Source organism: Desulfotalea psychrophila LSv54, from assembly GCF_000025945.1.
GTDB classification, from domain to species: domain Bacteria; phylum Desulfobacterota; class Desulfobulbia; order Desulfobulbales; family Desulfocapsaceae; genus Desulfotalea; species Desulfotalea psychrophila.
This window is the reverse complement of sequence record NC_006138.1, coordinates 2,844,413-2,863,065: the sequence shown is the minus strand read 5'-3', so window position 1 is coordinate 2,863,065 and position 18,653 is coordinate 2,844,413. Positions and strand designations below refer to the sequence as shown.

The 18,653-nt window shown below is 46.7% G+C and carries 20 protein-coding genes and 1 tRNA gene; 11 read left to right on the top strand and 10 right to left on the bottom strand.

Annotation, left to right across the window (positions count from 1 at the left end; translation table 11 throughout):
* Positions 1-3 precede the first annotated feature (3 nt).
* Entirely contained in the window at positions 4-756 is a 753-nt protein-coding gene (locus DP_RS12725; RefSeq protein ID WP_041278002.1) for an acyl-CoA dehydratase activase, read from the top strand.
* A 69-nt stretch (positions 757-825) separates the two neighbouring features.
* On the opposite strand, the gene DP_RS12720 is transcribed toward DP_RS12725, so the two are convergent.
* The 4 genes from DP_RS12720 to DP_RS12705 all read right to left on the bottom strand — a co-directional run bounded on the left by DP_RS12720 (position 826) and on the right by DP_RS12705 (position 3,110).
* Positions 826-1,575 carry a sulfite exporter TauE/SafE family protein gene (locus DP_RS12720; RefSeq protein WP_041278001.1) on the bottom strand — a complete coding sequence of 250 codons (750 nt, stop codon included), beginning with the start codon at positions 1,573-1,575 and terminating at the stop codon, positions 826-828.
* Positions 1,576-1,635: 60 nt separating this feature from the next.
* Complete coding sequence (locus DP_RS12715) at positions 1,636-2,016, bottom strand: rhodanese-like domain-containing protein (protein WP_011189753.1); 381 nt, start codon at positions 2,014-2,016, stop codon at positions 1,636-1,638.
* Complete coding sequence (locus tag DP_RS18050; RefSeq protein WP_156792304.1) at positions 2,009-2,203, bottom strand: hypothetical protein; 195 nt, start codon at positions 2,201-2,203, stop codon at positions 2,009-2,011. The genes DP_RS12715 and DP_RS18050 overlap by 8 nt, the downstream gene beginning before the upstream one ends.
* 277 nt (positions 2,204-2,480) lie before the next feature.
* A complete protein-coding gene (locus DP_RS12705) occupies positions 2,481-3,110 on the bottom strand; it encodes a TenA family protein (protein ID WP_011189751.1) in 630 nt (209 codons plus the stop codon).
* A gap of 421 nt (positions 3,111-3,531) precedes the next feature.
* On the opposite strand from DP_RS12705, the gene DP_RS12700 reads away from it, so the two are divergent.
* The 3 genes from DP_RS12700 to DP_RS12690 all read left to right on the top strand — a co-directional run bounded on the left by DP_RS12700 (position 3,532) and on the right by DP_RS12690 (position 7,543).
* Positions 3,532-3,951 carry a rhodanese-like domain-containing protein gene (locus tag DP_RS12700; protein WP_156792303.1) on the top strand — a complete coding sequence of 140 codons (420 nt, stop codon included), beginning with the start codon at positions 3,532-3,534 and terminating at the stop codon, positions 3,949-3,951.
* 780 nt (positions 3,952-4,731) lie between these two features.
* Entirely contained in the window at positions 4,732-6,051 is a 1,320-nt protein-coding gene (ltrA, locus tag DP_RS12695) for a group II intron reverse transcriptase/maturase (protein WP_011189748.1), read from the top strand.
* Between the two features lie 208 nt (positions 6,052-6,259).
* Positions 6,260-7,543, top strand: a complete 1,284-nt coding sequence (locus tag DP_RS12690) for an O-acetylhomoserine aminocarboxypropyltransferase/cysteine synthase family protein (RefSeq protein WP_041277999.1) — start codon at positions 6,260-6,262, stop codon at positions 7,541-7,543.
* A 149-nt stretch (positions 7,544-7,692) separates the two neighbouring features.
* Here DP_RS12690 and DP_RS12685 read toward each other — a convergent pair whose 3' ends face one another.
* The gene (locus tag DP_RS12685; protein WP_011189746.1) at positions 7,693-8,421 is read right to left on the bottom strand and encodes a SpoIIAA family protein; all 729 of its coding nucleotides are present in this window, start codon (positions 8,419-8,421) and stop codon (positions 7,693-7,695) included.
* A gap of 252 nt (positions 8,422-8,673) precedes the next feature.
* Between DP_RS12685 and DP_RS12680 the strand changes: the two genes are divergently transcribed.
* The gene (locus DP_RS12680; RefSeq protein ID WP_011189745.1) at positions 8,674-9,135 is read left to right on the top strand and encodes a superoxide dismutase, Ni; all 462 of its coding nucleotides are present in this window, start codon (positions 8,674-8,676) and stop codon (positions 9,133-9,135) included.
* Between the two features lie 76 nt (positions 9,136-9,211).
* Here the strand turns inward: DP_RS12680 and DP_RS12675 are convergent.
* Positions 9,212-9,286, bottom strand: a tRNA-Glu gene (locus tag DP_RS12675).
* 510 nt (positions 9,287-9,796) lie between these two features.
* On the opposite strand from DP_RS12675, the gene DP_RS12670 reads away from it, so the two are divergent.
* Both DP_RS12670 and DP_RS12665 read left to right on the top strand, forming a co-directional pair.
* Positions 9,797-11,140 (top strand): sigma-70 family RNA polymerase sigma factor, encoded by a 1,344-nt coding sequence (locus tag DP_RS12670; RefSeq protein WP_011189744.1) that lies wholly within the window; start codon positions 9,797-9,799, stop codon positions 11,138-11,140.
* An 83-nt stretch (positions 11,141-11,223) separates the two neighbouring features.
* Positions 11,224-12,114: a phosphoribosylaminoimidazolesuccinocarboxamide synthase gene (locus tag DP_RS12665; RefSeq protein ID WP_011189743.1), complete on the top strand. Its 891-nt coding sequence runs from the start codon at positions 11,224-11,226 to the stop codon at positions 12,112-12,114.
* 61 nt (positions 12,115-12,175) lie between these two features.
* Here the strand turns inward: DP_RS12665 and DP_RS12660 are convergent, their stop codons facing one another.
* The 3 genes from DP_RS12660 to DP_RS12650 are packed head-to-tail and all read right to left on the bottom strand — an operon-like array spanning position 12,176 to position 13,984.
* Positions 12,176-13,063, bottom strand: coding sequence for a TIGR01777 family oxidoreductase (locus DP_RS12660; RefSeq protein ID WP_041277998.1), 888 nt, complete (start codon positions 13,061-13,063; stop codon positions 12,176-12,178).
* A gap of 10 nt (positions 13,064-13,073) precedes the next feature.
* Positions 13,074-13,415, bottom strand: a complete 342-nt coding sequence (locus DP_RS17615; protein ID WP_083818990.1) for a nitrous oxide-stimulated promoter family protein — start codon at positions 13,413-13,415, stop codon at positions 13,074-13,076.
* 35 nt (positions 13,416-13,450) lie between these two features.
* Positions 13,451-13,984: a shikimate kinase gene (locus tag DP_RS12650; RefSeq protein ID WP_011189740.1), complete on the bottom strand. Its 534-nt coding sequence runs from the start codon at positions 13,982-13,984 to the stop codon at positions 13,451-13,453.
* A gap of 423 nt (positions 13,985-14,407) precedes the next feature.
* On the opposite strand from DP_RS12650, the gene thiC reads away from it, so the two are divergent.
* The 4 genes from thiC to DP_RS12630 are packed head-to-tail and all read left to right on the top strand — an operon-like array spanning position 14,408 to position 17,831.
* Entirely contained in the window at positions 14,408-15,688 is a 1,281-nt protein-coding gene (thiC, locus tag DP_RS12645) for a phosphomethylpyrimidine synthase ThiC (RefSeq protein ID WP_041277996.1), read from the top strand.
* A gap of 10 nt (positions 15,689-15,698) precedes the next feature.
* Positions 15,699-16,031, top strand: coding sequence for a hypothetical protein (locus DP_RS12640; protein WP_041277995.1), 333 nt, complete (start codon positions 15,699-15,701; stop codon positions 16,029-16,031).
* A 1-nt stretch (position 16,032) separates the two neighbouring features.
* A complete protein-coding gene (locus tag DP_RS12635; RefSeq protein WP_041277994.1) occupies positions 16,033-17,136 on the top strand; it encodes a DUF4388 domain-containing protein in 1,104 nt (367 codons plus the stop codon).
* Positions 17,136-17,831, top strand: coding sequence for a DVU0298 family protein (locus DP_RS12630; protein ID WP_011189737.1), 696 nt, complete (start codon positions 17,136-17,138; stop codon positions 17,829-17,831). Before DP_RS12635 ends, DP_RS12630 begins: the two co-directional genes overlap by 1 nt.
* Here DP_RS12630 and DP_RS12625 read toward each other — a convergent pair.
* Positions 17,826-18,650 carry an SDR family NAD(P)-dependent oxidoreductase gene (locus tag DP_RS12625; protein ID WP_011189736.1) on the bottom strand — a complete coding sequence of 275 codons (825 nt, stop codon included), beginning with the start codon at positions 18,648-18,650 and terminating at the stop codon, positions 17,826-17,828. The genes DP_RS12630 and DP_RS12625 overlap by 6 nt on opposite strands.
* Positions 18,651-18,653 lie beyond the last annotated feature (3 nt).

Sequence of the window (18,653 nt, the reverse complement as noted above, 5' to 3'; positions counted from 1 at the left end):
CAGATGCATTTTGCAGGAATTGATATAGGCTCTCGAAGTATTGAGCTGGTGGTGCTTGATGAAGCCGGTAATCTGGTGCAGAGTATGCAAGGGGATACGGGCTTTGATCCTCTGCTTGAGGCCGGGAAAATGCTTCATGATGTCTCTTATGACCGTATGATGGCTACGGGCTATGGACGTAATCTTTTTGAAATTTCCTTCGATGCGGCAACGGTGACGGAGATAAAGGCCCATGCCCGGGGGGCCAGGCATTTCTTTCCAGAGGCCCTGTCAGTGATCGATATAGGTGGTCAGGATAGCAAGGCCATTTCGCTTCTGGCAAATGGCAGGGTGAAAAAATTCGAGATGAATGACCGTTGTGCGGCAGGTACGGGCAAGTTTCTTGAAATTATGTCCAGGGCCCTGGGCTTTGCTATAGCCGATTTCGGGGCGCAGGCCCTAAGCGGCGGGAGTGATGTCCATGTCTCCAGTATGTGTACGGTCTTTGCCGAATCTGAGGTGACATCTCTTATTGCCAGGGGAGAGAACCGTTGTGATATTGCTCGTGGCCTTCACGATAGTGTGGTGCGGCGAGCAGCGGGGATGGTGAACCGTGTCTCCCGCGAGGGCGATATTGTCTTTACCGGTGGGGTGGCAAAAAATAGCTGTATCGTTCAGTTGCTCGCTGAAAAGCTAGAACGTACCATCCTTGTCCCGGAGAATCCTCAGTATATAGGTGCCTTTGGTGCTGCCCTTTTGGCCCTTGATCTGGGCTAATTGCTATCTGTGCATGCTCTATGAATTTAGAGCATGCACTTTTTTGTCAGGGCGTGAACTTGTCCTCTTTTAAGAGATTGAAAGGATGAAGCGCAAGGCGAGCAATAGAAGAACCACCCCAAGAAATTTTTTGACGGTTCCAGGGTGCATTTTTTGGTGCATGACCATGGTGCCAAGATAACCACCCAGCCATGCTGCAGGCCCTGCATAGAGGAGAATCCCCCAGGGGACAGAGCCCATAAGGGCATAGGTGATAAATGCCGAAAGTGAAGAGAAGGGGACGGCAAAGGCTGTTATTGCCGCAACTTTTTTCGGGTTGAATCCCTGCAGAATCATAAGCGGTGAAATGAGTCCCCCCCCACCTACCCCCAGCAGTCCCGAGAGAAAGCCTGCTGCAATCCCCGTCAGCAGGGGGCCGGTAATGGGTCTGTCTTCCCGGTATTGATTTGCGTATTTCGATCCCTTGAACAGCAGCATCATCAACCCGGAGAAAGAAAGAAAGGCGATAAAGACCATAAGCAGGTAGCGCGTCTCTATAAAATGTCCCGTCCATGCTCCCACCGGTGCAAGGATAATCGATGGGAGAATGATGGGGATTCCCAGACGAAAATCAAGACGCCTGTTCCTTATATTGGAGTAGGTCGCCCCGGCCATACTCACTGTATTGACAAAGAGGCCGATTGCCCTCGCCTGGGCAAATGGAAGACCCAGCCAGGTTAAACTGGGAATAAGTGCCAGGGCAGAACCGATTCCTCCCAGAGCAAAGACAAAACTCAGGGAAAAGGCAACAACGACAATAATTAAGCATGTAACATCCATCACGACCTACCTTTTTCTATCAACTATCAGCATTATTAGGTGAACTTTTCGGGGCTATTTTTAGGCTAACATTTTGGCCAGTGGTCCGGGTTTGAAGGCTGAAACAATATCTTCCATGCTTGCCGTGAGGATTTTAACCTCTTTGAATCCATTGCCCCGAAGATAGGTGTAGGCCACTGCCCCACGAAAAATTGAAGAGCAGAAGGGGACAATACATTTCTCTTGAGGCAGTTCTTTTAGGCGTGTCGGTAGTTCACTTAAGGGGATATGGCTTGCAAATGGAAGCCTGAGATAGTCTCGCTCTGACTCCGTGCGCACATCCAGAAAGAGGAAGTGGTCGTTGCCCAGTGCCTTACGCATTGCCTCGACACTCATCGAGTGCTTACCTGCGCCCAGAAAGTCAAAATCCATTTCCTGCAATACTTGATTGAAATTATTCATGTACCTCTCCACTATGTTGTTGTTGATTAAAGTCCCGGAAAAATACCGGATATTGGTAAATAGATTTCCCTAAAGCCTTGGTAGCAGGCGGACAGTGTTGCCTCACGCCAGAGATCCAGGTGTTGAGGGCAATTATGGCACCTTCACTTGTGAGGCGTCCCAGATAGCTATCGCCTGAATATAGCATAACACTTTGTTGTATTTGGCTATATAGCCAAGCGTTCCTCCGAAAAGACATTATTTTCAATCCATGCAGGTCCGCTAAGTTTTGCTCCTGCCATCTTCTCAGCCCGTTACATGCCATGATATCAGTTACTTTTAGGATAATAACTCTGGCGGTCATTAGAGTAAACAACCAAATGTTTTTCGCAGCTTAAAGTGACATTTTGTGGGGGTGGAGAGCAGCTCGCTGCGGTGTCGTTAGGTCATGAGGTTTGGATCTTGTCATTAAATCAACAGAGGGGCTATAGGTCCCAGGTCAAGGCGGCTTCGAAAAACCTCAGTTCACATTCCATTGCATATCTATAAGTTTCGGCAATCTGTTTATCCTTAGGGCTTGCATAGAGGACGAGCAGCCGTTCAAGCTCTGAGGCAAGCTCTTCGATTTCTTTACTGCTATAGGTGTTGATCCAGTTACTGTAGAGATGCTTTTTCCCGTTGGTTTTGGCAAGTTCTTGGCCAAGCCAAGCATAGAGACGCATGCAGGGTACAAGGGCGGCAAGGGTTTGGCCAAGCTCTTTGCCCCAGGCTATAGCTAGGACAAAATCTGTATAGTGACGGGTTGCAGCGCCGGGTTCTACCTGAGTGATATCCACGCCCCACTCTCGGGCATAGCCTTCATGAAGCTGTAGCTCTCCAAGAACTCCTTCTGTCAGGTGGTGCAGGGTCTTGAAATCATTCCAGTCGGTTACCCGTGCCCCAGCTATGGTATATGCCCGGGCAAAGGCCTTTAGGAAAAACGCATCTTGACTCACATAGTAGGAAAAGAGCTTTTTGGCTAAAGAGCCGTCTTCTATTCCCCGGACAAAGGGATGGTTACGACAGGACTGGGCAATCTCTCTGTTCTCTTGCCAAAGTTGTTGAGCAAATGACATTATTTTTCCTTATGGTTGGTGTAAGTGGCAGAAGAGCACTTTGCTCGGGCTATTCAAAGGGTTCATTGTCGATTTAACAGTCCCAAGATTCAGGGCTATTGATACTGATTACGATTGTATGAATAGAGAGAGACTGAACATATTCAGAAGGCTTACGCAATAATGCAGACAAAATTCATTTAATAATTGACTTACTAAGGGGTGGGCCGGCTAGTAGATTCTGTTGTGCACTTGTCGCAAATATTTCAGTTAGGAGCCAGGTCTGTCAGGGGATAGGGTTTCGTGGCATTGCCCTTTTCTATATGAGTCGCTGTTGTTATCCGCTATTCCAATTGGTACTGGTAGAAACTATGGGGTAGAGTGCTCATCCTGTATTAGTATCAGTTGTTTATGGAAAATAGTGAAAAGGAGAGTGTTTAGAATGAAACGTATTATTGCCATTGTATTTTGTCTGCTCTGTGTAGCTTCAACATCTTTTGCCGGAAATTACAATTACATATCAGCCAAGCAGGTGAAGGAGAATCTTGCCGTCGGTAGTGCCATGATTATTGTTGATATTCAGGTGGAAAAGGAATTTAACAGGCATCATCTGCCAGGCTCCGTTGCCACCTATGCCTATCCTGTCAAAAGTGATGTGGAACGGGCAAGAATTGATCAGGCTGTTAAGCTCTATGAGCAGAGCGGCAGTCCGGTTGTTGTGGTCTGTCCTGGTGGGAAGAGTGGGGCAAAGCGCTGCTATGACTATATGGAATCAAAAAATGTTCCGGCTGAAAAAATGATGATCCTTGAAAATGGCATGGGTGGCTGGCCATACAAGGAGTTGGTGCAAACTAAGAATTAGCCCCTCTTGCAATCTTTTTGCAGTGGGCAGGCCTCCTGTCCGCTGCTGTTTTGTTTGCCCGGCATGGCGGGCAAACCCAGCCTGCGGTAAGCAGGCGTCACCCCGACCAAGGGGAAGACAATCCGAATCGTAAGGGCGTTGTTGGTAACGGCAGGGTCTAAAGGAAGCGATAGGAAGTGAGTGGTACATAGCGCAAGCGAACCTGATTCGGCGATGCGGGAGGGTAAACGTGCAAAATAGCGTAAAGCCCAATACTTGGTCAGTCCCGTATCGTGTTTGAGGATGCGATTGCTCACAGGGAGTTCGCCTTAACCGGGGAAGTCTTATAGAGTTCCTAGAATTTTTTACAGGATAGCTGATGGCAAGGGGTGACCTGAGCAGAAGCGAAGCTTTGTGAGATGGCAGATGATCCCGTAGTAGTTATTAAGTCCAGGCCTGTGAAAGCTGGTAACAGTGTGGAGGGTAAAACCAGGATGACCCGACCTTTGATGGTTGGGGACTGTTATGTGCCAAAAGCCATATCAGTTGCGAAGGGGTGAAGTTTATTTAAAGAGACCTTGAAGACTTGCAATACTTTTTAGGCAGAGCACAAGTTGTTCGACGGAACAGGGCACTTTTTCGGTGGTTGACTGTAACAGGTAGTCTGCTGATTTTGGCCGCTCATCGGAGTAACGTGAATGTGGAATCGTACATTGCCGAAGGGCTAGAAGGCGATACTGCTCATGTGAAGAATCGGTGCCTAGAAAGAATTTGTAGGGGATAGAGGCCACAAGGCAGGAAATGGTAAAGATTTGGTATAGTTTATATGGGAGACTGTTGAGCCGAAGTGCATTGCGCTCAGCGTTTTTTAAGGTAAAGTCTGCGAATGGAGCTGCCGGTATAGATGGCCAGTCCGTCAAAGATTTTGTTGAATCCCTTGATATCAATCTTGACCGGCTTCTGACGGAACTGCGTGAGAAGAGCTACCAACCTCAACCTGTTCGTAGGGTGGAAATTCCCAAAACGAATGGCGGGGTAAGGTTGCTCGGAATTCCTGCAGTTCGTGACCGTGTAGTACAGCAGGCTCTGCTGGATATTCTACAGCCGATATTTGATCCCGGCTTTCATCCATCAAGCTACGGCTATCGCCCGGGGCGAAGTTGCCATCAGGCGATTACTAAAGCTACGATGTTCATACGGAAATATGATAGGAAGTGGGTTGTGGACATGGATCTGTCGAAATGCTTTGACACCTTAGACCACGATTTGATCTTGTCCTCTATATCGAGGCGAATCAAGGATGGATCAATACTTGGGCTACTTCAGAAAATTCTGAAAAGTGGAGTGATGACAGACGAAGGATGGCAGGCAAGCGAAGTTGGTAGTCCGCAGGGCGGTGTGATTAGTCCGCTAATTGCCAATATCTATCTTGATCAGTTTGACCAGTTTATGAGAGAACGAGGTCATAGGATAGTGCGCTATGCCGATGATATCCTGATTTTGTGCAGTTCGAAAAGCGCAGCCAAAAACGCACTTTTACAGGCAAGCTGTTTCCTTGAGAAAGGGTTGCTACTCACTGTAAACCTCGAAAAGACTCACATTTGCCATAGTCGGAGCGGAGTGGCTTTCCTTGGTGTTTCAATACACTCTAAGTACACTCGTATCCAAAAGGCGAAAATCAGGTCGTTCAAGGAGAAGGTGAAGGCGTTGACTCGTCGAAATGGTGGAAAGAATTTGGAAGCAGTCATTGATGGCTTGAATCCTATTCTACGCGGTTTTGCTTTCTATTTTAGGATAGCAAATTGTAAAAACATGTTAAAGGCTGTGTCTAGTTGGTTACGGAGACGTCTCCGTGCAATCCAGTTAAAGCTCTGGAAGAAGGCCGGTAAGTTACACCGGCGATTACGCCAACTAGGGTATAAGGGAGAGTTCAAATTTATTAAGATGAACTCATGGGCGAACTCTGCCTGTCCTCTTGCCCATTATGCACTGCCGAGCTGTTATTTACACAAAGAGCTTTGGCTGTTTGATGTATCAGCTGTGAAAACCGGAATTCTTGTCCCAGATAGGGATGTAAGTAAACAGGAGCCGTATACGAGGCCCGTACGTACGGTTCTGTGAGAGGGATGAGGTGAGCGTTGTATATGCTCACCTCACCCTACTCGATAAATATCCTTACCTTCTCCTCTTTTTTCCCGTGGTAATCCCGTCTTGTTGTCTCCTGCTGCTTGCACTTTCTGTAACTTCTTCTGCCGGAATGATATATTTTGTAGAGTAGGATCTTTTTTCTTTGGCAAGAATCTTAAAAAATAAACAAGAGGATATTTTTATGAAACTTGAATCTTTGGCCCTGCATCATGGTTACGAGGCTGATAAGGCAACACGGGCCGCAACTGTTCCCATCTATCAAACAAGCTCATATACCTTTGAGAATAGTCAGCATGGTGCCGACCTTTTTGATCTTAAAACTCCGGGTAATATCTACACTCGAATTATGAATCCGACCACCGATGTGCTGGAAAAACGGATAGCAGCCATGGAGGGTGGTCTTGCCGCCCTTGCCCTAGCCTCCGGGATGGCGGCCATAACATGCGCAATTCATAATATTTGTCTGCTGGGCGATAATATTGTCAGTACTAGTCAACTCTATGGTGGTACCTACAATTTGTTTAAGTATCTGCTTCCTGCCCGTGGTATCGAAGTACGTATGGCGGAGTGCGATGACTATCAGGCCATTGCCGAGGCTATTGACATTAAAACCAGGGCGATTTACTGCGAGTCCATTGCTAATCCGGCGGGTAATGTAGCTGATATAAAAAAACTTGCGGAAATAGCTCATGAGCATGGTATTCCGCTTATTGTTGATAATACCGTGGCCACCCCCTATCTCTGTCGGCCAATAGAGCTTGGTGCCGATGTTGTGGTGCATTCATTGACAAAGTATATCGGAGGGCATGGCACCTCGCTTGGAGGGATTATTGTTGATTCCGGTAAGTTTGGTTGGGCAAAGGAGGCTGGTAAATTTCCAACTCTGACTGAGCCCGATCCCTCATATCATGGTCTGGTTTATACCGAGGCCCTTGGCGCGACTGCCTATATAGGTCGTTGTCGCGTGGCCCTATTGCGGGATACGGGGGCGGCAATTTCTCCAATGAATTCATTTCAAATTCTTCAGGGACTTGAGACTCTTGGCCTGCGTATGGAGAGGCATTGCGAAAATGCGGAGAAGCTTGCCCTCTATCTTGGGGAGCATAAAGAGGTTGCCTGGGTGAGATATGCAGCTCTTTCCGCCAGTCCCTATTATGAAAGCTGTCAAAAGATTACCGGCGGCAGGGCATCTGGTATTCTTAGCTTTGGTCTCGTGGGTGGTTTTGCTGCCGGAATTGCCTTTGTTGATGCCCTGAAGATGATTCTGCGTTTGGTCAATATTGGAGATGCCAAGTCCTTAGCCTGTCATCCTGCTTCCACCACTCATCGGCAGTTGAGCGACAGTGATATGAAGGCGAGCGGGGTCAGTAGCGATCTTATCCGTATTTCCGTGGGTATAGAAAATATCGAAGATATTATTCTTGATGTCTCTCAGGCCCTGGATGTTGCCTGCGCTACAACTTAGGCAGCACAGTGCGCCTAGGGAGTGATTGTGGCGCTTGCCTGGGCTGCCACAATGAGCAGAAAGCAACAATTCCCCATGCCCTTCTGGGTAAGGGGGGATTCGCCTTCTTTGTGGCAGGTTGCTACTCTGGTTTATCCTTTGCCTCAGCGTTATTTAGGTTGTATCCATGTCTGGGCAGAATCGGCCCTTGTCTCTTCAAAGTACTGTACCTCGGCTGAGATAAATTTGGAGAAAATACGTTCGGCTAGCTTTTGCCATTTCTTGTTGCCGACGATGGCGATTTTTTTGGGTACGTGTCGATGCTGAATCACAAGGTGGAGATGTTCTATCACTCCAGCTAGGCCCTGCCAACCATTGAAGTCCCTGAGGTCGAGGAGGAGGTGGACTGGCTCCGCTGATGCAAAGTAGCTGTCGAGCTCCTTGCTGAAGTTCTCGTAGACGGATGGCTCCAGCTGGCCTATAAGCTTTACTGTCAGCAGCCCATTATTGTTGAAGTTTGTATGGACGGTGCCCAGGGATTCACTGAGCCAAAGCCGGGCCTGCAGATATTCATCCAGCTCAAAAATTTTTACGGGACAGGGTAGGGTGAAGGCCATTGCCCGGAGCAGTGTCTTGACCCAGGGGACGTCTGAGACGATGGCAAGACGTTCGAATCCTTTCCAGTGTTTAAGACCCAGCTGGGTGTCGTCCCAAGCGGCACCTGAGGTGTACCCATCAAACTCTGGCCCCATCTGGCAGAGCATCTTTAGTCTGTTATTTTCAATAAGCCCGCATTCAATAGCAGGATTGACGACCTTTTCATAGTCGTCTTTGGTTATTTTACCTGTCATCTTAAAACCAATGGTCCCTTCAGGAAGATCTGCTATTTTTTCAATCATGGTTTTATCCTATTCTTGTGGGGAGGCTTATCTGCCCTTTTTTTGGTATCTTCTCTTGATTGAATGATTTTTGGCCGCTTATGTCAAATAATGGGTGCTTAATTATTGACTGGAGGGCAGTGGTGCTGTTTTGGGGCAGGTATTTGAGACGTGGGGGCTGTCTATGCTATGCTTGGGTAGGAGCGCTGGTGGCGGGTGACCTGTCGGAGGTGGAAGCGCTGATTATTATAATGATAAAATGGAGGGGACTGTATGAAGTATTTGGGGAAAGATTTTTTGCTAATTCTTACTGTGTTGGCGGGTATGTTTATGGGGCCTTCGTGGAGTGGCGCTCACTGTCAACTACCCTGTGGCATTTATAACGATAATGCCCGCGTGCAGGCGATGCTTGAAGATGCCGCCACCGTAGAAAAGGCAACAGTATTAATTGCTCAGTTGGCCGGTAAAACCGATGCGCAATCTCAAAATCAACTTGTGCGTTGGGTGATGAATAAGGAAGATCATGCTCAGCGTGTGATTGAAACGATAGGTGATTATTTCTTGACCCAGCGGGTAAAGGCGAGCCAGAAAGATTATAGGGAGAGACTTGTTAAGCATCATGCGGTTATTGTTGCCGCCATGCAGGCAAAGCAACATGCTGATGTGAGGTATGCCCGGGATCTTAGTGCTAGCATAAGGGCTCTGCTTGTCTACTATCCCGAAGATAAGCACTGATATTTAGGCGAATGAATAGGCGGGTAGGAACGAAAAAAGGGTTCTAGCAATTAAATTGCTAGAACCCTTTTCAACTTGGTGACCCCAAGGGGAATCGAACCCCTGCTTTCGGCGTGAGAGGCCAACGTCCTAACCGCTAGACGATGGGGCCAAGTGCAGGCACAAAATACACCTTTCCGATGATGATGTCAATAAATAAAAAAGGGTTTGGCTTTCTTGCCTGTCTAAGACCTTGAAAAGACATGGTTTCACTGATAGGTTTTTTTTGGTGGTGGTCTTTTTGCTTGGAAAAGGCTGCATTGCTCTTTTCTTATTGAGTCTGCCGAGAGCCCTTTCTTGAGTTTTTTGATTTGTTAAGATTGGAGAGGAGCCGATCTGCTACATCTATTTGATTTATGTTCCTGTGCAGAATAATTTATTTGTCTTTGGGGCGTTCCAAGATGTACAAGCATTGTGGCTTTGGAAAAAAGAACAGTAGAGCTTGTCTTTAAGCAAATAGTTACTACTTTGTGTCAATCCCATTTATAATCTCTTTTTAAGATGGCGATTTTTTTGTGTTGGATTGTCATTGTTTTTAATCTATTTTTGTGGTATTTTGAAAAGTTCACTTTTAGATTCACGGTAGAGTCAAGATCTCGTAGCCGTTTTTCATAATCTCTCAATGGAGTTGTCTCTGGTGCAAACTGAACTGAAAGAAAAGTTACTCGAAACTGGCAAGAAAGAAGGATGTATTAGTTTTGATGCGCTAAACAAATTAATACCCGATGATGTTAAAGATCCTACCGCGATAGAAAAAATATTTAATTTTCTTGGCGCTCACGGTATTGAAATTGTAACGATAGAAAAATCAGGTGAGAAACGGACCCTGTCAGGTGAGATTTGGGAAAAAAGTGAGGTAGATCTTGAGCTGGAGATCGAAGATGGGGCTGCACTTTCCGGCGATGAAGAGTCCCATGAGTCTGAGGAGACGACGACCACTTATCTACGTGAAATGGGTCGTTTTGATTTGCTTACTCCCGAGGAAGAGGCAAAGTACAGCAAGACCATTCGTCAGGGTTTTGAAGCGATTATATTTGCCATTCGTGGAGATAGATCAGGCGTTCAAGAAATGGTTGTTCTCTGCGAACGTATTGATCTGTGGGAAAAGCGTGATCCTACTCTTAAGCCTAAAAAACAGCAGCTTAACTTCATGCGTTACAGTGTAACGAGTGCCTCTAAGAAGTACCCGGAGATTAGGGAACTTTTTGAGCTTCAGGCAAAGTTAGAGGCGTATAGCAGGTCTATTGAAGTGGCAAAGGATACCATGATTCGTGCGAATCTGCGTTTGGTGGTTTCTATTGCTAAGAGATACATGCATCAGGGCCTTACCCTTGCCGACCTTATTCAAGAGGGTAATCTTGGCTTGATGCGAGCAGTTTTTCGCTTTGATTATACCAAGGGAAATAAATTTTCTACCTACGCAAGTTGGTGGATTCGTCAGGCAATTACCCGGGCGATTCTTGATAAGACCAGAACGATTCGTCTCCCTGTTCATTTTCTTGAGCTGAGGAGCCAGTTTTTTAAGGCATTTTATGCCCTGTTTAAAGAGCTTGGCCGTGAACCTACTCCGCTTGAGATCTCTAAGACCACCAATTTGCCCATGGATAAGATCTTATCTATTCTTGAGGCATCTCGTGAACCTATCTCTCTTGAGACTCCGGTGGGGGATGATGACTCGACCTTGGGTGATTTTCTTGAAAATCAGGAATCTCAATCTCCCTATGAGGCAGTGCAGAATCGTGAGCTGTCCGGGCGGGTAACTGAAATTCTCTCTACCCTTAGTGATAGGGAAGAAAAAATTATTCGTCTTCGCTTTGGTATTGGTGAAAAAGCTGAATATACCCTGGAAGAAATAGGTAAACGTTTCAATGTTTCCCGTGAACGTATTCGTCAAATTGAAAAGAAGGCCCTTAATCGTCTTCGTCATTCGAGTAGGCGAGATAAATTGAAATTTTTTGTTGATTGATTTGTAACTGAAAAAGTCCGGCTCTGCCTGGCTTTTTTTGTTTGTACTGGTGCTTACAAAATGTATTCGAAAGAGGGTAGAATATGACAGAAGCTATGTTGACAACAGATTTCCCACAGTTGAACCTTGTACACAGTGGTAAGGTTCGTGATATGTATGCAATTCCTGGGCATGATGATAAGTTGCTTATGGTTGCAACCGATAGAATCTCAGCCTATGATGTTATCCTCAGCGCTATTCCAGGTAAGGGTGCTATTCTTACCCAGTTATCTCTTTTTTGGTTTGATCTGCTTGCTGACATAGTAGATAACCATATGATTACTGCCGATGTTACGGAGTATCCTGAGGCCTGTGCCCCCTATGCGGAGCAATTGCGCGGTCGTTCTATTCTGGTTAAAAGAACAAAGCCTCTGCCCATCGAATGTATTGTTCGTGGTTATATTTCAGGTTCTTTTTGGAAGGCCTATCAGCAAGATACCAATGTTTGTGGTTTTCAGCTTCCTGAGGGAATGCAGGAGTCTGATAAATTTCCCGAGCCGATCTTTACCCCTTCTACTAAGGCAGAGCTTGGTGATCACGACGAAAATATCTCTTTTGAGCGTATGCAGGAAATTGTCGGCGTCGAAAAAGCTGAACAAATTGCCCGGATCAGTAAGGCGCTTTATACCCGTGCCGCAGATTATGCCCGTACTAAGGGTGTTATTATTGCCGATACAAAATTTGAGCTTGGCGAAGTAGATGGTAAGATTATCCTTATCGATGAGGTGCTTACCCCTGATTCTTCTCGTTTTTGGGCAGCGGATAAGTATGAGCCCGGTAAGAGTCAGGAAAGTTTTGATAAGCAGTATTTGCGCGATTATCTTTCAAGTCTTGACTGGGATAAGAATCCGCCTGCACCTCCTCTGCCAGAGGAGATTATTGTCAAAACCAAGGCTCGTTATGACGAGGCAGTAGAGAGAATTACTGGAAAGTAATTTCTGTCTGTGTAAAATAAAAGCCACCTCTCCCCTGTCGGGGATGGGTGGCTTTTTTGTTTTAAGCGTTCTTTTCCAGACAAAAGAGGAGGGTCTTGTTCAGACTTTTGTCGCGGAATTCATAGCCTGCCGCCACTAATTTTTGCGGACTAGCCTTGGTGCTTGCCAGAAGCATCTCCTGGGTTATTTCACTGCCGGCAATTATTGAGGCCATAAGTCTGGGCAGGACCATAAAGGTGGGTTTGCTTAGTATCTTTCCCAAGTTCTTGCCCAGCTCTGCATTGGTCGTGGACTGTGGAGAAACGACATTTACAGGCCCTTCTATCTCGCTATGGGCAAGGATAAAGGGCACTATCTCCTCTATATCACGGATGCTCACCCAGCTGATAATCTGTTGGCCATTGCCAACTTTCCCGCCAAGTCCCAAGCGAAAGGCGGGTAGCATTTTCTGTAGGGCACCGCCCCTTGGGCTGAGTATCATGCCAAAGCGAAGGTTTACGACTCGACAGCCTCGGCTTGCAATTTTACCTGCCTCCTCCTCCCAGTCGCGACAGATATCGGCTAGAAAGCCTGTGCCCTTGGGGCTACTTTCTGTCAGAACGGTGTCGCCTCTACTGCCGTAGTAGCCAACCGCCGAGGCACAGCAAAAAACCTTTGGTGGGGTAGTTAGTTTACCGAGAAATTGGACAAGTTCTCTTGTGCCAAGGATACGGCTATCACGTATGCGCTGTTTTTTGCCTTTGGTCCATCGGCCCCCTACAATGCTATCCCCTGCCAGATGAATGACAGCATCAAAAGTATCGTCTGTTAGTCTGTCTGTGTTCCAGATTTTTTTGTCCGATCCGGCCTTTTGTCTCTTGAGACAGGTAATACTGTGGCCATCCTGGAAAAGCCTTTCTAAAAGGGCAGTTCCCACCAGGCCAGAGGAGCCAGAGAGAAGAATTTTCATGGTGTATCCTTTACGAAGAGTGTGATGGGTCACGTGGTTTTCGTAATCCGGCAAAGATATGGCCAAGAGCAATAAGAGGATGGCGAAACAGCATGCGTGGGCCGGAATAGCGCATGACCTTGCAGATTTTCATTCGCATTTCAGGCCGATAGCAATGAGTTCGGCATTTTCCACATGTAGTTTTATCTTCCCCGTATTTACAGCCGTCGAGTCGTTTATGGGCATAGGCGAGAAGCTCAGCGCATTCGGCACAGATACCCTCATGGCCAGGATGGTTATGTCGGCAGTAGAGTTGAATCATTAAACCTACTGCTCGCTTTTCTCTTTTGATGCGCTTGCCTGCCTTTTTCATATTATCGTCGATGGGAGGGGGGGATAACAACTATTTTAAGACTTTTCTGCCCGGAAGTCATATTTTTCAACCTCTCTTATCACCGTCTCTACCACGTCGTCCTGTGAAATTTCAGAGCTGAGGATGGTGATATCAGCATATTTTTTATAGAGGGCGAGTCTCTCAGCAAAGAGATCGTCAAAGCTCTGCTCGGGTCTCTTGGCAATGCCACGGGTTTCGTAGTTATGTATTCGTGCGCAGAGGGCAGCGAGGTCTGCATGGAGAAAAACAATAATACCATCCTCCTTGAGGTGGAGCATGGCAGCTTCGCTATAGGCAGCGCTGCCACCGGTGGCGACGATATGTTTCTTGTGATCAACGGTTAAGAGGACCCTCTCTTCTATCTCCCTGAGCACGATATGTCCCTCATTATCAACGATAGTTTGCAGGGTTCTGTTCTCAGCAGACTGAATAAGGATATCTGTGTCAACGAATTCCATACCCAGGGTTTTGGCGAGGATGACGCCAACAGTGCTTTTGCCGGAGCCGGGCATGCCGATAAGAATGATATTTGATTTTTTTTGTATCATGGTCGTAGGAAAATTTTGGTTATTATTATTCCCCTCTATGGGGGGCTAGAAGTGCTCTTTAAAACTGTATATAACATAGAAGGCAAGAAAAAGATTTTTTCAGAGTAGTTTTCTTTTTTTGAGATGAAAGGGAGAAAATTAAAAAAAGCTGTTGTTTTCAATCCTTATATAATGCCGGCCTGTTTTTTTATTTTGCCTTTCCTGTTTGCTTGGCTGGGAGGGGTGGAAATGCAAGGGCGACCGTCACTTTTTCTGTGACTAAAGAACATTATATAGTAAGCTAGCTGTCGTTATTCTGGGAGATATTTGCGGGAGGAGTGGCTGTATCTCTGCTCCCTGTATGATCTTTTGGATTTGTCGAAGTTATATAATATGTGATGTGGTGTTTGAGGCGATATCTTGACCCGCAATTTGGAGAAGAAAATGTCCATTAGAGAAGATGCCCAACAGGGTAAAGTCACCCCCTTATTTGAGCAATGCGCCGCCGTAGAATCAATGTCTGTAGAGAGGTTGATGGCTGGCGTCAGCGATGGAACCATCGCTATAACTAAGAATAAGAATCATGCGTTTTCTAAGGTTATAGCTATTGGTGCGGGTACCTCGACCAAGGTTAATGCTAACCTGGGTTCATCTAAAGATATCAATAGTTTGGAAGAAGAGCTGAAAAAGTTGGCTGTTGCCATAAAAGCTGGTGCTGATACCATTATGGATCTCTCCATGGGTGGTGATCTGCAGAAGATACGCCAGGAAATATTGAAGAATTGTTCTGTCCCTTTGGGAACAGTGCCTATCTATCAGGTTGCCGCTGAGGTCGTCGCTGCAGGAAAAGAAATTGTCGACATGACCGTTGAGCGCATGTTTGAGGTGATTGAGCAACAGGCTAAGGATGGTGTTGATTTTATGACCATTCACTGTGGCATCAATCGTCACCTGCAGGAGCGTCTTAAAAATCAACCTCGTACCATGGGTGTTGTCAGTCGTGGCGGTTCTTTTACCCTGGATTGGATGAATCACCATAAGCGTGAGAATCCAATGTATGAATATTTTGATGACCTTCTTGCTATTTTGAAAGAGCATGAGGTAACCTTGAGTCTGGGGGATGGTATTCGCCCCGGTTGTCTTGCCGATGCAACTGATCGTAACCAAATTCAGGAGCTTATTACTCTCGGTGAGCTTACCGAACGGGCCTGGGCTGCTGGTGTTCAGGTGATTGTTGAGGGCCCCGGTCATATGCCACTGAATCAGATTAAGGCAAATGTTCTTCTGCAAAAGCAGATGTGTAAGGGTGCTCCTTTTTATGTGCTTGGGCCACTGGTAACAGATATTGCTCCAGGTTATGATCATATTACCGGGGCCATTGGTGGCGCTATTGCCGCCTCTGCCGGTGCCGATTATCTCTGTTATGTGACACCTGCTGAGCATCTGAAATTACCGAACTGTTCCGATGTGCATGAGGGGGTTATTGCCTCTAAGATTGCAGCTCATGCAGCAGATATTGTTAAGGGCTTGCCCGGTGCTATTGAAAAAGATAATGCCATGGCTAAATGTCGCAAGGAACTTGACTGGAAGGGTCAAATTGAACTTTCTATTGATCCTGCAAAATCTGCCCAATACCGTCATGAAGGTGGTGGTGATGCCACCGATGCCTGCTCCATGTGTGGCGAGTTTTGTGCCTTAAAAGTTTTTGAGCGATCACAAAAATAGAAGGTGAAATATGGCAGTGTTTTGGGAAAAACTTCTGAGTGCTTGGATCTCGACTCGGATACCACAGCAGGTAGCGGATGTGGATATCGCTGCCCTCGTCTCTAATCCTTGGTTTTTTATGCCCATTGCCTGTTGGCTTGCCTATATGGTCTATCGCCAGAAGTGGAAGGGGATAATTATAGCAGCTGTTCTGATTCTTGTTTGGTTTGTCTCAGGGACAGAGTACATGGGTGCTCTTGTTGTTAATGGCGAGGTGCAGATATTTAAGATTATTCCTGTTCTTGTTGGTGGGGCTGTCTCTTTGGCCATTGTTATTTACCTTATCTTCGGCGGTTCGGATTAACATGGAAAAGCAAACTATAGATGGCATCTTTGTTCTAAGAGAAGAAGATGATTGTCCCCTCTATAGTGCTCGCCAAGAGTTTTGTGCGCGGGAGGGACAAATAGTCCTTCCCGTGAGCAAGTCTGCCTGTCCAGCCCTGGCCGATCTGCTTTTAGAGCTTCGCTCTTTGAAGAGCAAAGAGCAGAGAGCGGGACATCATATTGTCAATAGTGCCGTTTATTTTGATTGTCGGGGTAGTGGCTGTGAAGGTTTTGCCTGTTTTGAACTTAGAAAGGAGAGGGAAAAATTTCTTACTCCCCAGATGAAGATGCTTGCCGCAGCTGAGCGTCGTTCTGAACTAACGAATGATTCAGATTTTAGCAGGGTGATATCTGAGTTAGATATATTTAAAGTCCTCTCGGAGAGCGATTTGGCAGAGGTGAAAACTCTGTTTGAGTTGCGAGAGTATTCTCCTCATTCTCCTATTATCTCCCAAGGCGCTCTGCGTCCTCACTTGAGCATCCTCCTTTCAGGTCGTGTCGAGATTGTTGATGCAGATGGTCAGCAGCTGACAGAACTTGGTGCTGGAGATATCTTTGGTTTGTCTGCCCTCTTTTCTGGTAATCCTGTAGTAGCTACGATTGTGCCTTTGGAGGCCTGTCGGGTGGGGGAGATGACTCAGGAGAATTTCTATTATCTCCTCAAGATGTTTCCTGATCTCTATTCCCCCTTATATAAATTGGTAGCGAATTATATAGCCCTTATCACCCGTAAAAGAGCTCAGGCTCCAGCCCTGCAGGGGCAACTTGCTGATATGGCTTTTCCGGAGATCTGCCAACTCTTGTACTCTACAAAAAAAACTGGTCGGATGGAGATAGATGGGCCGGGACTTGTCGATGCTTGGCTGAGTTTTAGTGAGGGGGAGTTGGTGGCTGCCAGCTATAATGATCTGTTGGACAGAGATGCCTTCAACGCTTTGCTGGGTCTGGATAGTGGCCGATTCTGCTTTATTCAGGGTTTATCTGCAGAGGAAAAAGATTTAAAACCCATAGATAGTTTTATGAAATTGTTATTTGATGGTGCGCGTAGGCTTGATGAAAATTCTGAATCTCTGTCGGAGGCTTAATGTCTAGAATAGCACTGAAGAAAAAACTGGCAGCAGAGTTACCAAGCGCTCCATTTTCTAAGTTAGGAGAAATTCTCTCCCCATATAAAGAGCAACAGCTTTTAAATCCCCTCTTTTCATTTATCTGCAGTGTTGACGAGGTACTTCGTTGGCGAGCCGTAAGCGCTTTTGGTATTATTGTCCCTCGTATTGCTGAGAAAAACATTGAGTCTGCCCGGATGATTATGAGAAGGTTTTTGTGGAGCCTTAACGATGAATCGGGTGGTATTGGCTGGGGGGCCCCGGAATCCATGGCGGAGATTATGTGCTTCCATGAGGGTCTTCGCGGAGAATATCTGCATATGTTGCTCTCCTATCTACGTGAAGATGGGGATGAACCCTTTCAGGATGGCAATCAACTTGAACTGCCTCAATTGCAACAGGGAGCATTGTGGGGGGTGGGGCGTTTGGCTGAAAAATATCCTGATCTCCTGCGGGAAGAGGATATTATTGCTGATCTTTTGCCCTATCTTGATTCCGGGGATCTGCAGGTGGTAGGTCTTGCCTTGCGGATCTTTTACTTCCTGAAAGAGCCACTGTCGGTAAGGTTTAGAGAGAAGTGCCTGGAGAGTACTGAGATAATCAGGGTCTATGAGGATGGTGAATTCTCTGATATTTCTCTGGGGAGCATCGTCGAATCGTTCTTATCTCTATAGAATACCAGGTGGTAGTGGTGGTACATTTTCGCCGCCCAGGGTGTAGCCACCGTCGATACGCAGGCTGGCACCTGTTATATAGCTAGCGTCACAGGCTAAAAAAAGCACCGTTTTTGCCACTTCATCTGCCCTTCCCGTTCTTCTCAGCAGTATATGTTTGCGTAACCTCTTGCGATCCTTTTTGCTCATCTCAGCCCAACCTCGTGTCCCCTTGCCATGGCGGCCATCAATCATGCCTAGTTGGATTTCATTTACCCGGATATGGGGAGCGGCCTCTCGGGCCCAGGTGGTGGTGAGGGAGGAGATTGCGCCGTTGGCGGCACTGTAGCCGTCGCTGAAGAGGAGGGCGGCAGGTCCTGTTCGACCAATATTTGCGGCAATCGAACTGATATTTATAATGGAGGCATCGTAGCCCCTTTGTAGGAGTGGCAGGCTGTGTTGATAGAGAAACCACTTGGCGTTAAGGGTGGTTTCAATTTCCCGCTGCCATTGATCTCTGTTGTGTGGATGGCTGTAGCTCCCGTGTATGATGGGCATCCCGCCTCTCTCTATATTGTTAACCAGGACGTCGAGCCTGCCCCTTTGCCTTTTAATTATACCAAGATAGCTCTCCACCTCCTCCTCTACTCGTAGGTCTACCTCCGCCGTTGTGAAGGAGTAGCCGGATGCCCGGAACTCTCTATTCATTTCAGCAATAGAATCGGGCCAGTCGTAGATGGGGAGGAGGAGTTCAAAACCTGCATCAGCAAAGGCTCGGGCGATTGCTCTGCCGATGGGTCTTGATGCTCCGGGGATGAGGGCAAGGCGTTTTTTTTTCATTGG